Below are 14,187 nucleotides of genomic sequence, written 5' to 3'. Positions count from 1 at the left end.
ATTAAATGGGGTTGTAGCTATACGTCACCACATACAGCTTGTTCCCGTTCACGTCGATACCATCCTCAGCGCAATAGAAGTGCGGGTACGTGGCATGGGTTGCCGTCGGATCCTGGCTGGCGTCGAAGTCGGCCTGCTTGCGCGCGGCCTCGTTGACACACTGGTCATACGGCATACCCTGCGCATTGGCCACCGCGATGCCCACAATTCCGGTCGCTCCCGCGCCCAGCACACCGATCGCTGCCGCGGCCGTAAGCGATGCGGCGGCCTGGTAGATCTTGGTCATTGTCAATCCCCTCTGTTGATCTCCTGAGCGGCGAAGGCCGCTCCGGGGACGAGTTGCGCGCAGCGGTGAAGACCGTTGTGCTGCTGTGAGATTCGCTGCCGAACCCAGCTTGCACACGAACCCACCGCTCTAAACTCAGCCCGTCACTATCTATTGACGTGCCGCGACCAAGATCGGTTCCATCGAGTCCAACATTCTTCGATCGGCCTGGCAGGCCCGGTCGGTGCGTTGTTCGATCGCGCGATCGAGCTCGGCACACAGAAGATGCGTCGAGATGCGAAGCGGAGTCCGCAGAGACCGTGGGCCAGAGCTCCCGTGTTACAGGTCCGTGCCCAAATATCGGAGTCCTCGCCGAACCCAGCTCACTTCGATGAAGCGACAGGCTGTTTCGCAGGCGACGGGTCCGGAGCGACGCCATCGTGCGCGACCATCGCCTCTTCCCTGCCGAGGCTGGGGCCGGAGGCGAGTAGCCCGACGATCGGCCATGGTGCGGGTTCGGGCTTCACGTCTGCCTCGGTATCCATCCCGAGCGCCTTGGCCGAATCGGCGTTTTTGATGCCGTAGCGGACTCCGGTGTCGGCGATGTAGAACATGCTGTCCTTGCGGCGACTGTCCGGTTCGATGCCGGTGCTCTGGATGAACGCGCCGGTGCCCGGCTTGATGTACACCGAGTCGGCGTTCGCGCCGGAGCCGTCCGCCTGCGCGAGCGGCACCAGTTTGGCCTTCTCCGGAATCGGCAGCGCCACACCGGTGATCACCGAAAGCTCGGCACGGTTGCCGTCCTTGTTGTCCGCGGCCGCGACGATCGGGCTCCAGGACAGGCAGCCAACCGGCTGGTCCTTGGACTGGATGATGGTCGGGGCGGTGTGCGGGTAGAGCTCTACGCGCAAAGTGTGCGAGATATTCGCATTGGTCTTGTCGATCTGATCGATCGTGGTGGTGGTCGCTGTGGACCGATAGCGGTTGCGAATGATCTTGGCGGTCAAGGGGGAAATCGGCTGCAACCCGTCCTGCAGGACCACATAGTGGCTACCGGGCTCGGTGGGCACTTCCACCACGTCACCGATCCGATGGTTGGCGACCGAATAGTTCACCGCTGCACCAGGATCGTTGATCGTGGGCGGAATGATCGGCAGCACTTCGGGAATCGTGTTGAGTAGGCCCTCACCGATCGGGCGTGGAGCCATGCCGGTGATGTTCAGCGCATCGGTGACGGCACGGTCGGTCATGTCGACTCTGGCCCGCCGGTTTTCGTACACCAGATACGCCGAGTCCTTGCCCTGCACCAGCAGGGCCTTGTCCTTGCCCATGACCGAGGCCTTCGCACCGAGCTCGGGGTCACCCGCGAGCACCGAGGTGGTGAGGTCCTTGCTGCCGTCGTTCTTCAGCTGATCGCAGACCGTCCAAGCGCGCCCTTTGCCGTCCTTCTCGAAACGCAGCGAGGCGGGCGCACCGGGAATGCCGATCAGCTGGCCGCGTGGCTTCTTGCCGAGTTCGGAGTCCTTGACGACCGCGGGCTTGGCGGGCTCCCCTGCGGCCAGCCGAGCCGAAGCGAGGTTCAGCGCGGGATGCACGACGTCATCGATGACTACATAGACGCCACCGGATTCCTTGCCGATCAGGATCTTGTTGCTGCCGATCTTGTCCTGCGGGCGCAGCAGCGCGAGCACGCCGCAGCCGGCAAGTACGACAATGGCCAACACCAGCCCGGCCGCGTACGCACGCGACTGCGAGCGCATCGGATCGTGCAGCATCCGCACGTCCCTGCGGACCAGCGCATGCTCCATCCGCCGGACCAGGAAGCGATAGCCGCTGACCTGCCAGCGAGTAGTGGGTTTTGAAGGCATGTTTCCTCCCCCGAACAGTGCTCACGTTCGCGGAACACAGTACAGTTCCCGGGGACTCTTGTTCAGCTCGGCCGGTAGGAAACGGCCGATATCGGGTACTTGGGGGACGACGATGGCCGAATCTGCCGGCGCGGGACCACGCCCGCTCCTCGGGCGCATTTCGCTGCAGAATCTGCTTGTTGCACAGGCGATCGGACTCGTAGCCGGACTGCTCGCGCTGCTCGTCGGACTCGCGGCGCTGCCCGCTCTCGCCGTGGCCGTCGTCGCCGCGCTGCTGCCGCTCATCCCTGTTGCCAAACGGACCCTGCTGGACTGGATGAGCACCTGGTGGCGCTATGCCACGCGCGGTGACTACGAGATCGGCGACACCGTCGATTTCCGTGGCACCGATGGTCGTTCGCTCGGGCTGTACTGGGACGGGACCCGGGTTGTCACGGTTGTCGAGGTGCTCGCCCCCAAGGGTGGGCTGACTCGCATCGCCCGCACGACGGTGCACGCCTCGCACCTGCTGCCGCTCCCCGAGCTGGCCAAATGCCTCAACCAGCACGACATCCTGCTCAGCGGCATCGACATCATCAGCCACGGACACCGCAGCCGCTCCGGTACACCGGCGGGCAAGATCTACGAATCGCTGCTCGGGCCGCTGCCCGCCACCGCGCATCGCACGGTGTGGTTGGCCATCAGCTTCGACGCGATCGCCTGCCCGGAGGCCACGGCCCGCCGCGGCGGCGGCAACGAGGGCGCCTCGCGTGCGGTAACTATTGCGACACAACGCATTATGCGTACGCTCGAGGATGCCGACTGCAGCGCCCGCATCCTCACCGCGCCGGAAATCCGCAAGGCGGTCCTGCAGATCACCGCCGGTTTCGATCCGCGCACGCTGACCCACCGCTGGCGCTACGCGGAGATCGGCAACAGCGTGAACATCGGAAGTGCGGTCGACCCCAAGCGGCTCGGCTCCGACCTGCTCTCCCAGCTGTGGGTGGCGCCCTCGCGCGGCACCACGGTCGCGGTGCGGCTGCGTCCCGGTAGTTCGGCCGAGTCGGTGAGCATCGGCGCGGCCTGGCGGCTGACCGCACGCGAGCTGCCGGAGCGGACCAATCTCAAGGGCCTCATCTCGATGAACGGCCGCCACCGCGACGGACTGCTCGCCCATCTCCCGCTGGCCATCCCGGCTCTGGACGACACCGTGCCGGTGGCCGAATACCCGATCGATGTGATCGGCGCGCTGCACCTGCCGTCGTCGGGCTGTGGTCAGCTCATCGGCTCGGACGACGAGGCTCAGGGTGTCGCGGTGCGAATCGTCGGCACCGGCATCTCGACCGTCTATGTCGCAGGCGAGCTATATCTGGCGCAGCAGTTGGTGTTCCGCGCACTCGCGGTCGGTGAGCGCATCCTGGTCCGCACCGACCGGGCGCACGCGTGGGAGAACCTGGTGAACACCATCGCCAACCCCGAGCGGCTCACCCTCGCGGTCGAAACACACCAGTCCGACGCGGGTTTCACGGCCACGGTGGTCGACGGGGTGCTCGCGCCCGCGCCGCACGCCGGTGTCACGACGATCTACGTCACCGGTGACCCGATGGGCTGGCCCGCCACCCGTCCCGACCTCTCGATCCACCAGCCCGGCGCCATCGGCAACCACGTCATCCTGCGCACCGGCACCGCGCAGGTCGACCTCACCCTGGTCTCCATCCCCCGCGAGGCCACCTACATCGGTCACCCACGCGGCCGCCGTGCCATGGTGGGTAGTCAGCCCGGGTAGGGGTCGGTGGTGCGGGCGGTTCGCAATGTTCTTGCCCACCAGGTCAGTTGGCGAATCAGGCGGTCGGCGGCGTCGATGGCGGCACCGTCGTGGGTCTCCCCGGCTGCGTCGAACTGTTTCTTCGCCTGATGGAAGCTGACCGTCTCGCGGATGGAGACCATGTGGATTTCGGCGACTACCTGACGCAGCTGTTCGACGGCGCGTAGACCGCCGGAAAGGCCGCCGTAGGCGACGAAGCCGATCGGTTTGGCCCGCCATTCCCGTTTCGCCGTGTCGAAGGCGGTTTTCAGCGAGGCCGGATAGCCGTGGTTGTACTCGGAAGTGATCGCCACGAAGGCGTCGGCGGCGGCCAGCCTGGCGCGGTATGCCTCGACCGTCGGAGTATCGGTGAGATCGACCGGCAGCGGAGTTTCCCTGAGATCGATAACGCCCGTATCGAATTCGGGATTCGCCCGCACTGTCCGCAGGAACCAGTCGGCGACGACCGGGGCGAAACGCTCCGGCCGCACACTGGCCACGATCACTTCGAGCCGCAACGGGTTGTCCACAGCGTGAGCCTATCGCCGCAACATGGCAGCGACGAGCGGCACACCAGCGTGAGCGCTACTCGACGTTTGCCGCAGCCATGAGCCACTCAGCACCACTCCCCGGCTACCGATCGAGGCCTACGCCCACGGTTGGCCTACGAAAGTCACGAAATCGCCGGCCTCGCAGGTGTTCCCGTCAACAGGGATCTACTTCCCGCGTTGTGGGCGGCGCATGTCCTATGTTCGGGTGGACCGATCCCGAGTCTGCAGGAGGCGAAATGATTCTGGTAACCGGTGCTACCGGGAACATCGGCACAGAGTTGGTTGCGCAGTTGAGTGATTCCGGGAAGCGGGTGCGGGCACTGGTGCGGGATCCCCAGCGCGCGACGCTGCCTGCCGGTGTCGAAGCCGTGGTGGGAGATCTGAATCAGCCGGAGAGCATGGCCGAGGCGCTCGACGGCGTCGACGGGATGTTTCTGATGCCGGGTTATGCGGGCATGCACGAACTGCTCGCGCGCGCGAAAAAGGCCGGGGTGCAACAGGTTGCGTTGCTCTCGGGTGGTTCTGCGGCGCTGGAGGATATGGGCAACGCGGTCTCCAGGTACATGACACAGTCCGAGCGGGATGTTCGGGAATCCGGGCTCGCGTGGACATTTCTGCGCCCGCGCTCGTTCATGTCGAACGCGCTGCGCTGGCTGCCGCAGCTTGCCGTCGGTGACGTGGTGCGGGCCCAATTCTCCGAGGTCAGGGTGGCCGCGATCGATCCGGGCGATATCGCGGCCGTCGCCGCGGCGGCGCTCACCGGAGGCGGGCTGGAGGGACGCGTCCTCGAGCTGACCGGGCCACAGGCGTTGCTGCCCGCCGATCAGGTCGCGGTGCTGGCCAGAGTGCTCGACCGCCCGCTGGTCTGCCAGAACCTGACCAACGAGGAGACCGTTGCGGAGCTGGAGGCGAGCATGCCCAGCGAATACGTCGAGGCGTTCGTCAGCTTCTTCGTCGACGGCACACTGGACGAATCCAAGGTCCACCCCACGGTCCACGAGGTGACCGGCCGCGACCCACGCACCTTTGAACAGTGGGCCCGCACCCTCGTGGCCGCCTTCGAGGCCGCGACACCGTGAGCGGAGCGGTTCGAACCTCGGCCCACTCCGCCAGGCCGGCCGACGCTGCTCGGTCGGCCTACTCCACCCGGAGGCGAACGCCCCTCGATCGACAACCTCTCGATCGATGCCTCAGGGCAGCTCGAACGGCAGCGTCACGCCCCCGTGCACACTGCACTTCGCACAGGTGTCGGTGTGCGGAACAGCCGATACCGAGCGGCGGATCAGCTCCTTGAACGGACCGAGGTTCTTCTTGAATTCGGCGAAGACGTCGGTGGCATGCACACCGTGGCCCTCCTCCATGCCCGCATCCAGGTCGGTCACCAAAGCGACTGCGGCATAGCACATTTCCAGTTCCCGAGCGAGCACCGCCTCGGGATGGCCGGTCATGTTCACCAGTTCCCAGCCCTGGGCCGCGAACCAGCGGCTCTCGGCCCTGGTGGAAAACCGGGGGCCCTGCACGACCACCATGGTGCCCGACGACTTCATCGGCAGCTCATCGGTCGCGGATTTCGTCGCGGCGGAACGCAATTCTTCGCAGTAGGGGTCCGCGAAGGAAACGTGCACACCGCCGCCGTCGAAGTAGGTCTGCGGCCGCCCCGAGGTGCGGTCCACCAGCTGATCGGGTACCGCGACGGTGCCGGGCCCCCAGTCCGCGCGCAGGCTGCCGACCGCACACGGGGCGAAGATCCGGCGCACCCCGAGCGAGCGCAGCGCCCACATATTGGCCTGGTACGGCAGCGTGTGGGGGGCGTACTCGTGCTGCTTGCCGTGCCGCGGCAGGAACGCCACCGGCCGACCCTCTACTTCGCCGATCGCGACCGGCGCGCTCGGCTTGCCGTAGGGGGTGTCGACCTCGACGGTGGTCGCCTCGTTGTCGAAGAAATCATAGAAGCCACTACCACCGATGACGGCGATCGCGGGCCGGGCATGCGAACTCATGCACATGATTGTCCCGCCCGGCTCCGTGCGCCGGCCGGAAGGGTCCCCGTCCGCACCTCCGAGCGCACCTCGGACGCACTGAGCCCCGTCATAGCGTCGACACCGTTCCGACCATCGCAGCGACGGCCCTGCAGGCGCCCGACGGGCCCGGCCGGGCGCTGACCTGACAAGTCACCCGATCCGTTGTACCCTAGGGGGGTATTAATCAGTTCAGGCCGGAGATCCGGCAGGCAGCGAGGAGACAGCCGGTGACACCCCACCCGTCGCACGACACCGCGGCCACCCAGGATCACGCCGCAGACGACCACTCCAGCCATGGCTACATCACGGCCAAGGACGACTACCTCAAGCGGCTGCGCCGGATCGAGGGGCAGGCCCGTGGACTACAGCGCATGGTCGAGGAAGAAAAGTACTGCATCGACATCCTCACCCAGGTCTCCGCGATGACCAAGGCGCTGCAGGCAGTCGCGATGGGCCTGCTCGAGGACCACATCAGCCACTGTGTCGTCGATGCGGCGGTCGCCGGTGGCCCCGAGGCCGACGCCAAGATCAAAGAGGCCACCGACGCCATCGCCCGCCTGGTCCGTTCCTGACGGTCCGCTAGTGCGACATCGGCCGTGCCGGTGACAATTTCGCGGCACGTGGGTCTGCGATCACCTCGACGCCGGCCTGTCGGCCGGATCGCAACAGCGCCAACGCGAAACACGTCAGTGCACCGACATTGACGACCGCGCGCGCGATGTTCCAGGCCACCCACGGGCCTTCGAACTCGGCGCGCACGGCGGCCGGATCCGCGATCGTCGCCGGATCACCCGCCGCGGCGAGCTTGTCGTTCAAGGGCACGTTCGCGCCGCTGTGGTGGTGATCAGGAACATCACCAGTTGACATCCTCCCCGGTCTAAAGGCAGGGGATCCCTACCAGCGCTGAACGGCGCTCTCGGCGGGTTCCTGCTTCAACACGCAGAGCCGGAACAGATACCGGTCTTACCCGCGCTCCACAAGCGTTTCGTCTCTCCGCCTGCCCGGCGGCGAGAATGTTTCGTGCCGCGTTCACATCCCGATCGTGCACCACACCACACCGGCACCTCCACGACCGCACCGACAACGGTTTCTTCCCATCGATCACCCCGCACTCCGAACACAATTGCGACGACGGGAAGAACCGGTCGACCTTCGCGAAATACCGCCCGTACCGGGCAGCTTTCTCCTCCAACATGCGGGTGAACATCCCCCACCCCGCATCGTGCACAGATTTCGCCAGACCCGTCCGCGCAAGCCCTTTCACACACAGATCCTCGACATACACCGCTTGGTTTTCGCGGATGATCGCCGTAGACAGTTTGTGCGCGAAATCGCGACGCGTATCGGCCACCGTGGCGTGAGCCCTGGCAACCCTGAACCGGGCCCTCACCCGATTACTGGAACCTTTCTCCTTGCGCGACAACGCTTGTTGCGATTTCCGCAACCTCCGTTCAGCCCGACGCAAGAACCTCGGCGAGGCGACGGCCTGTCCGTCGCTGAGCACCGCGAACCTCCTCAATCCAAGGTCGATGCCGACCTCGCAAACACCTTCGGGCAGCGCCTCGCCGGTGACCTCGACCACGAACGACGCAAAGTACCTGCCCGCACTGTCGGAGATCACCGTCACGCTCGACGGCTCGCACGGCAACTCCCGCGACCACGCCACCCTCACATCCCCGATCTTCGGCAACCGCAGCTCGCCACCCTCGGTGACAGTAAATCGGGCGTTGCGGGTGAACCGGATCGACTGACGATTGTCACGGCGGGACCGGAACCTCGGCGGCCCGACCCTGGCACCCTTGCGTTTCCCGGTGACCGACTGAAAGAAGTTGCGGTAGGCGGTATTCAAGTCCGCCAACGCTTGCTGCAACACCACCGAGGAGACCTCGCACAACCATGCCCGCTCGGGTGTCTTCTTCACCTCTGTGAGCGTTTTCGACAACTCCGCATCCGAAATATGCCGCGCCCCCTCACGCCGCGCTTGCTCACGCGCCGCCAACGCATCGTTGTACACAACCCGCGCACACCCGAACGCCCGTGCCAGACAGTCCCGCTGGCCGAGTGTCGGGTAAACACGGAACTGGTACCGCAGCTGCACACCATGATCCTAACCATTGGTGTTTGGTTGACTACAGCGAGATTCGCACTGGCAGACATTGTGTTTTCGAGTGCGAACTAGTCGAGTTCAACGAGGAGGCGAACCACGTGCACCTTCTGGTGAACTTCCCGCCGAAGGTCGCGTTGTCGCGGCCCGTGAACTCCCTCAAAGGCGTGTCCTCGCGCAGGCTGCGCCAAGAGTTCCCCGACCTGGTTCGGCACTACCGGCGCACCCAAAGGCTGTGGTCGGGGTCGTACTTCGCCGGGTCGGGCGGCGCAGCACCGATCTCGGTGCTGCGGCAGTACATCGAGCAACAAGACCGCCCGATCTAGAGCACGCGCGACCCCGGCGGGCATCCCGTGTGGGCCTTCACCACTACCCTGAAGGGCGGTGGTGAAGGCCCACACCAGGTAGCAGACGAATCCGGCGATCGCCCAGTACCGCACTGCGGCGTCGCCGGAGCGCCAATTCCCCACCACCGCAGCGAGTCCGGCGACCGCCCACCATGAGCATGGTTATGAACAGCGGATTCGCAATAGCCACATTGATGTTCCGCATGACCTCGACGAATGCGGCGTCACCGCTGCGTTTCAGGCGAAGAGCCCGGCCATCAGTCCGGCCGTCACCGCCGCAAGAACCAGTGTGGTCGATCGCAAAGCCTTCATGACGCGGCTCAGCTCCTGCGGGCGGCCCTCATTCGGCATCCCAGACGCCGTCGGCCGCTGCTGCTTTCACATACTCGGCGAAATCCCGCGGCGGACGGCCTAGGCCGCGCTGCACACCGTCGCCGAGATACGCATTGCGGCCATCCAGGACGGTGGTGAACAGATAGCCGAGGAACTCGATCAGGTAATCGGGCACCTGAGCCTCGGCCAATGCCGCCGCGTAGTCTTCCGGCGACACTTGGACGTACTCGATCGAACGCCCGGTGGCCGCGGCGATTTCGGCGACCGCCTCGGCGAAGGTGAGCATGCGTGGTCCGGTCACCTCGTATACCTGGCCGGCGTGTCCTTCCTCGGTCAGCGCGGCCACCGCGAGATCGGCGATGTCATCGATATCGATGAACGGCTCGGGGACCGCCCCGACCGGCAGCACCAGCTGCCCGGCCCGCAGCGGGGCAAGGAACTCGCCCTCGCTGAAGTTCTGGGCGAAGAAGCTGGACCGCACCACCGTCAGCTCCAGCCCCACCTCGGCGAGCGCCTGCTCCGCGGCCTGCGCCTCCTCCTCGCCGCGGCCCGACAGCAGCACCAGCCGCCGCACGCCCGCGGTCGCGGCCATCTCGCCGAAGGCCCGCACCGCCTCCGGGGCACCCGGCACCGCGAGATCCGGCTGGAAGGAGACATACACCGCGTGCACATCCAGCAGCGCAGGCGCCCAACTCGCCGGGTTGTCCCAATCGAACGGCGGGTCGACGGAGCGGGAGCCGACGCGCACCGGAGCCCCGATGGCCTGTAGCCGCTCGACGATCCGGCTGCCGGTCTTGCCTGTGCCACCGAGCACAAGGATGTATTCGGAGTTCTTACTCATAGATCGGTGTTCCTCAATTCACGTGGACAACTGCCTTTTCAAGGATTAAGAAGGGTGGTCCTGGGAACAACGACGTGTTACGCAACAACCGTTTAGGCCCACTCAACGATCGACGGGATGGCCATGGAACGGCACGAGATCGAAGCGTTCCTGACGCTGGCGGACGAGCTGCATTTCGGCAGAGCAGCCGAGCGGCTCCGGGTGTCGCCGAGCCGGATCACCCAGATCATCCAACGCCTCGAACGCCAAATCGGCGCAACGCTTTTCGAACGAACCAGCCGCAAGGTGACCCTCACTCCCATCGGGCAACTGCTGCGCGAGGATCTGCTACCGGGGCACCAGCGAATTCAGCAGGCCATCGAGCGCGCGACCGCCGAAGGTCGCGGTGTCACCGGTGTGCTGAACATCGGATTCAACGGCGCCGCCGCCGGTCAGCTGATTCTGGAGGCGACCAAGCACTTCCGCGCGGCGCACCCCGGCAGCGAGGTGAATATCCGAGAGGTGCAGATCAGCGACGGCCTCATCGGCTGGCGCAGCGACGCTTTCGACATGGTGCTGATCGGCCGTCCGATCGATGAGCCCGACCTGGTCACCGGCCCGACCCTGATCAGTGAGGCGCGCATGCTCGCGGTGTCCTCCCGGCATCCACTGGCCCGGCGCGCCTCGATCTCGCTGGAGGATCTCACCGCGGTCACCCTGCTGCGGATGCCGACGACGCTGCCCGACTCGGTCGTGCAGGACCGGGTCCCGTCGCACACGCCGAGTGGCGCGCCGATTGCGCACGGCAGGCGCGCCCAGACCTTCCAGGAAATCCTCACCCTCATCGGCGCGGGCGAGGGCGCTTTCATCGTCGGAGCCCAGGTCACCCGCTTCTACCTCCGACCGGACGTCACCTACCTCCCGTTCGACGACGCCCCGCCCGTCGAGTGGGGGTTCGTGTGGCGGGTCTCCCGGGAGACAGCCAGAGTCCGGGCGTTCAACGACGCCGCGATGGAAACGAGCAAGAACCGTCAGCACTGATCCCCGCGGTTGAGCAACGCGATGCTGTCGACATAGCGCTCGCCTGCCATCCGGTCGACGAGCCCGACCTTCAACTCGACCCAGTGCTGCGCATACTGCCTCGAATGATCGCGCTCATCGAGGATGCGCGACCCATGGAATGCCGACTGGTCTGGCACGTCGCCAGGGTGAACACGCGGATCATGGCCTTCGGCGAGGCGGCCGTGCAGACCAGCAAGGCCAACAGCCGTGCATCGCGGTCAGCGGGCCTGTCGGTTACCTGCTGACGCGTATCTCAACCGTGTCTGCGCCGATATACCGCTGCCGCACCGGGATGCAGTGGTACCGAGCCAGTTCCGATCAGTGAGCGGGCATCCAGGAATTGGGTGCCCGCGGCCTCGGCCGGGACCAGCGCGTCGGCGTAGGAAAGCAGCAGGTCGACGATCACCGCTGCGGCATCGTCCGGCAGGGACGGCGCGGCGAGCAGCAGATTCGCGACGCCCACCGTGTGCACCGCGGGGCCGCCGGGATAGGCATCGGCGGGAATCTCGACACGGTCGTAGAGATAGCCGAACCGCTCTCGCATCGGCACAGCCAACTCACCCAGGTCGACCAGGCGCATCCGCCGCGGCACCTCGAGTGCACTGGTTGGCACGCCGCCCGCCCAGAGCAGCGCGTCGATTTCATCGAAGTCCAACGCCGCCACCGCCTCCCGCAACGGCCGATGCGCAATCGACACATCCACCGCCGGATCCAAGCCCGCGGCCCACAGCAGCCGCTCGCCGGTGACCGCGGCACCCGAGCCCGCGGCTCCGAGGTTCACCCGGGTGCCGCGCAGGTCGGCGACGTGGTGAATCGGACTGTCCGCCCGCACCGCGAGTTGCAGGTAGTTCTCGTAGACGCGACCGAGCGCCGACACCCGATCGCGCTCCCCCACCGAATCCGACAGCGTCAGCGCCGCATCCACCTCGCCCGCGGCAAGGCGGGCCAGATTCTCCTGCGAGCCCGAGGTCGTCACCGGTTCGATCCGCACCCCGCCCGCTTGCTCCGCAACAGCCGCGAGCAGCCGCGCGAACGCGTGATAAAGCCCACCCGCCTCACCGGAAGCCAACCGGACGTTGACACCACCCGCATCCGTGCCGCACCCCGACATCCCGGCAACGGCCCCGAAAGCCGCCAGCGCCAAGAAGTTCCGACGGCGCATCACTCGACCACCCTTGGTAGCCGGATGCGGATCGCGAGGCCGTGCGGGTCGACCGGCTCGACGGTCAACGTGCCGCCGCGGGCCTGAGTCAGGGCAGTGGCGATCGGGAGACCGAGGCCAGAGCCACCCGCGGGTGCGGTGGCGCCGCGATAGAAGCGGGTGGCGAGTTTGTCGATCTCCTCAGGGGCCACTCCGGCGCCGTCGTCGCGGACGGTCACCGTCACCCAACCGGGCTCGGTGTCGACGGTAATCGTCGTGTGTGTGCCGGAACCCGCGTAGCGGCACGAATTGCTCAGGGGCACATCGAGTATTTGCGCAAGGACGTCCGCGGGAAGCGCAACCTCCGCGCCATTTCGATCAACCTGCAAGTCGGTCGAACCATCGTATCCAGCGACCCGCGAGCTGCTGGTCACGTGGGTTCCAGCGACCGGCACACGGCTGGCGGCATTGTTTCCAGCGACCTCAACACCGCCGGCGGCATCGTCTCCAACGCGCCCTGCACCGCCAGCGCCAGTGTTTCCACCGACCCCCACACCGCCGGCAGCATCGTCTCCAACGCGCCCCACACCGCCAGCGCCAGTGTTTCCACCGACCCCCACACCGCCGGCAGCATCGTCTCCAACGCGCCCCACACCGCCAGCGCCAGTGTTTCCACCGACCCCCACACCGCCGGCAGCATCGTCTCCAACGCCCCCCACACCGCCAGCGCCAGTGTTTCCACCGACCCCCACACCGCCAGCGGCACAGTATCCACCGGCCTCCACACCGCCGGCGGCATCATCTCCAACGACCGGCTCGACCCGCGCACCCAGTTGCATGCCCGCACTCTCGAAAGCGGAATACCAGGCATCGATCCGATCGGCGACTACTTGTACCGCGTCGCAATGGTTTTCGGTGCCACCGGCGGCGCGTGCGGCTTCGAAGGCAGCGGGGGTTTCGGCTACGGCCAGGCTGAGTAGGCCGTCGAGCAGCGCGGTCAGACGTTCGACCTCGGCACTCGCGCGATGAAAGGTTGCGGTCGCAGCCGCCGGGATGGCGGGCTCCAGCGAATCGAGACGAATTGTCAAAGCGGCCAGTGGGTTACGCATGGCGTGGGCGGTGTCGGCGACGAGCTGACGTTGGGCGTCCGCCGAGTCGGCGACGGCGAGCGCCATGGCGTCGAACGATTCCGCGACGGCCCGCATTTCCGGCGGCCCGCCGTGGCGGCGGGCGATCGAGGGTGCGGCTACTTCGGTGCGTGGTTTCGGCAGTGTTGCGGTCAGGTCCGCGACCGCATGCGACAACGCGGCCAGCGGTCGCAGCACCCAGCGGCTCAGAGTCAGTGCCAGCAGCGTGAACACCGCCATGGCGACGACAGCTCCCGCCGCGATCAGCGCCCACGCCTTCGCGATATCGGCGCGGGCCCGCGCGGTGGACGCCTCGATCACCACGGCGCCATTGACCTGCACGCCGGTCCCGACCGGCCGCGCGACCAGCATGGTCGGCGCGCCCCACGGAGTCAGCCGGTCGATCGGCTGCGGTCGCTGATTGCGGCGCGCGGCGGCCACCGCGGCGACAATGGCGGCATCATCGATATCCACGGCCGCATTGACCGTCGGTGCGCCGCGCGCGTCGACAACGAGCACGGGCTCGTCGTAGAGCTCGTGGTAGCGGCCGACTTCCTCGGCCAGCGCACGGACATCCCCGTCCGCGGCCGCGACATCGGCCAGGGTGGCGAACCGATCGGCGTCCCCGGAACGGCCGAGCACCAGCTCCTGGGTCCGGCTGGTGGCGAAGGTCAGCGACAGCGGCACCGCGAACGCGAGCACCGCCAGCGCCGCGAACACTGTCAACGCGATCAGTAGCCGTCGACGCATTCCGGCTCCGCTCCC

At 66.7% G+C, this 14,187-nt stretch carries 15 protein-coding genes; 6 read left to right on the top strand and 9 right to left on the bottom strand.

Features of this window, described 5'->3' with window-relative positions:
* Position 1: 1 nt before the first annotated feature.
* Together OHQ90_RS09945 and eccB are read right to left on the bottom strand one after the other, a co-directional pair.
* Positions 2-286, bottom strand: a complete 285-nt coding sequence (locus tag OHQ90_RS09945; RefSeq protein ID WP_328409343.1) for a hypothetical protein — start codon at positions 284-286, stop codon at positions 2-4.
* A gap of 362 nt (positions 287-648) precedes the next feature.
* A complete protein-coding gene (gene eccB / locus OHQ90_RS09940) occupies positions 649-2,133 on the bottom strand; it encodes a type VII secretion protein EccB (RefSeq protein WP_328409341.1) in 1,485 nt (494 codons plus the stop codon).
* A 112-nt stretch (positions 2,134-2,245) separates the two neighbouring features.
* Between eccB and eccE the strand changes: the two genes are divergently transcribed.
* Entirely contained in the window at positions 2,246-3,898 is a 1,653-nt protein-coding gene (gene eccE / locus OHQ90_RS09935) for a type VII secretion protein EccE (protein WP_328409339.1), read from the top strand.
* Here the strand turns inward: eccE and OHQ90_RS09930 are convergent.
* Positions 3,886-4,446 (bottom strand): NADPH-dependent FMN reductase, encoded by a 561-nt coding sequence (locus OHQ90_RS09930; RefSeq protein ID WP_328409338.1) that lies wholly within the window; start codon positions 4,444-4,446, stop codon positions 3,886-3,888. The genes eccE and OHQ90_RS09930 overlap by 13 nt on opposite strands.
* Positions 4,447-4,703: 257 nt before the next feature.
* On the opposite strand from OHQ90_RS09930, the gene OHQ90_RS09925 reads away from it, so the two are divergent.
* Positions 4,704-5,546 (top strand): NAD(P)H-binding protein, encoded by an 843-nt coding sequence (locus tag OHQ90_RS09925; RefSeq protein ID WP_328409336.1) that lies wholly within the window; start codon positions 4,704-4,706, stop codon positions 5,544-5,546.
* Between the two features lie 111 nt (positions 5,547-5,657).
* Here the strand turns inward: OHQ90_RS09925 and OHQ90_RS09920 are convergent, their stop codons facing one another.
* Complete coding sequence (locus OHQ90_RS09920) at positions 5,658-6,467, bottom strand: S-methyl-5'-thioadenosine phosphorylase (RefSeq protein WP_328409334.1); 810 nt, start codon at positions 6,465-6,467, stop codon at positions 5,658-5,660.
* A gap of 248 nt (positions 6,468-6,715) precedes the next feature.
* On the opposite strand from OHQ90_RS09920, the gene OHQ90_RS09915 reads away from it, so the two are divergent.
* Positions 6,716-7,060 carry a metal-sensitive transcriptional regulator gene (locus OHQ90_RS09915; RefSeq protein WP_406236406.1) on the top strand — a complete coding sequence of 115 codons (345 nt, stop codon included), beginning with the start codon at positions 6,716-6,718 and terminating at the stop codon, positions 7,058-7,060.
* 7 nt (positions 7,061-7,067) lie between these two features.
* Here OHQ90_RS09915 and OHQ90_RS09910 read toward each other — a convergent pair whose 3' ends face one another.
* Both OHQ90_RS09910 and OHQ90_RS09905 read right to left on the bottom strand, forming a co-directional pair.
* The gene (locus OHQ90_RS09910) at positions 7,068-7,355 is read right to left on the bottom strand and encodes an anthrone oxygenase family protein (protein ID WP_328409333.1); all 288 of its coding nucleotides are present in this window, start codon (positions 7,353-7,355) and stop codon (positions 7,068-7,070) included.
* 10 nt (positions 7,356-7,365) lie between these two features.
* Positions 7,366-8,586 (bottom strand): RNA-guided endonuclease InsQ/TnpB family protein, encoded by a 1,221-nt coding sequence (locus OHQ90_RS09905; RefSeq protein ID WP_328409332.1) that lies wholly within the window; start codon positions 8,584-8,586, stop codon positions 7,366-7,368.
* A 23-nt stretch (positions 8,587-8,609) separates the two neighbouring features.
* Here OHQ90_RS09905 and tnpA point away from each other — a divergent pair, with 23 nt between their 5' ends.
* Positions 8,610-8,918: an IS200/IS605 family transposase gene (gene tnpA, locus OHQ90_RS09900; protein WP_328409330.1), complete on the top strand. Its 309-nt coding sequence runs from the start codon at positions 8,610-8,612 to the stop codon at positions 8,916-8,918.
* A 361-nt stretch (positions 8,919-9,279) separates the two neighbouring features.
* On the opposite strand, the gene OHQ90_RS09895 is transcribed toward tnpA, so the two are convergent.
* Positions 9,280-10,113, bottom strand: a complete 834-nt coding sequence (locus OHQ90_RS09895) for an NmrA family NAD(P)-binding protein (RefSeq protein WP_328409328.1) — start codon at positions 10,111-10,113, stop codon at positions 9,280-9,282.
* Positions 10,114-10,230: 117 nt separating this feature from the next.
* Here OHQ90_RS09895 and OHQ90_RS09890 point away from each other — a divergent pair, with 117 nt between their 5' ends.
* Complete coding sequence (locus OHQ90_RS09890) at positions 10,231-11,133, top strand: LysR family transcriptional regulator (protein WP_328409326.1); 903 nt, start codon at positions 10,231-10,233, stop codon at positions 11,131-11,133.
* Between the two features lie 104 nt (positions 11,134-11,237).
* On the top strand, positions 11,238-11,399 hold the full coding sequence (locus OHQ90_RS09885) for a hypothetical protein (RefSeq protein WP_328409323.1): 162 nt from the start codon (positions 11,238-11,240) through the stop codon (positions 11,397-11,399).
* A gap of 8 nt (positions 11,400-11,407) precedes the next feature.
* Here the strand turns inward: OHQ90_RS09885 and OHQ90_RS09880 are convergent, their stop codons facing one another.
* Together OHQ90_RS09880 and OHQ90_RS09875 are read right to left on the bottom strand one after the other, a co-directional pair.
* A complete protein-coding gene (locus OHQ90_RS09880) occupies positions 11,408-12,316 on the bottom strand; it encodes a TAXI family TRAP transporter solute-binding subunit (RefSeq protein WP_442941453.1) in 909 nt (302 codons plus the stop codon).
* Entirely contained in the window at positions 12,316-14,172 is a 1,857-nt protein-coding gene (locus OHQ90_RS09875; RefSeq protein WP_328409319.1) for an ATP-binding protein, read from the bottom strand. The genes OHQ90_RS09880 and OHQ90_RS09875 overlap by 1 nt, the downstream gene beginning before the upstream one ends.
* Positions 14,173-14,187: the final 15 nt, after the last annotated feature.

Source organism: Nocardia sp. NBC_00403, from assembly GCF_036046055.1.
Lineage (GTDB): Bacteria > Actinomycetota > Actinomycetes > Mycobacteriales > Mycobacteriaceae > Nocardia.
The sequence above is the reverse complement of the archived record's forward strand: the minus strand, read 5'-3'. Positions and strand labels throughout refer to the sequence as shown.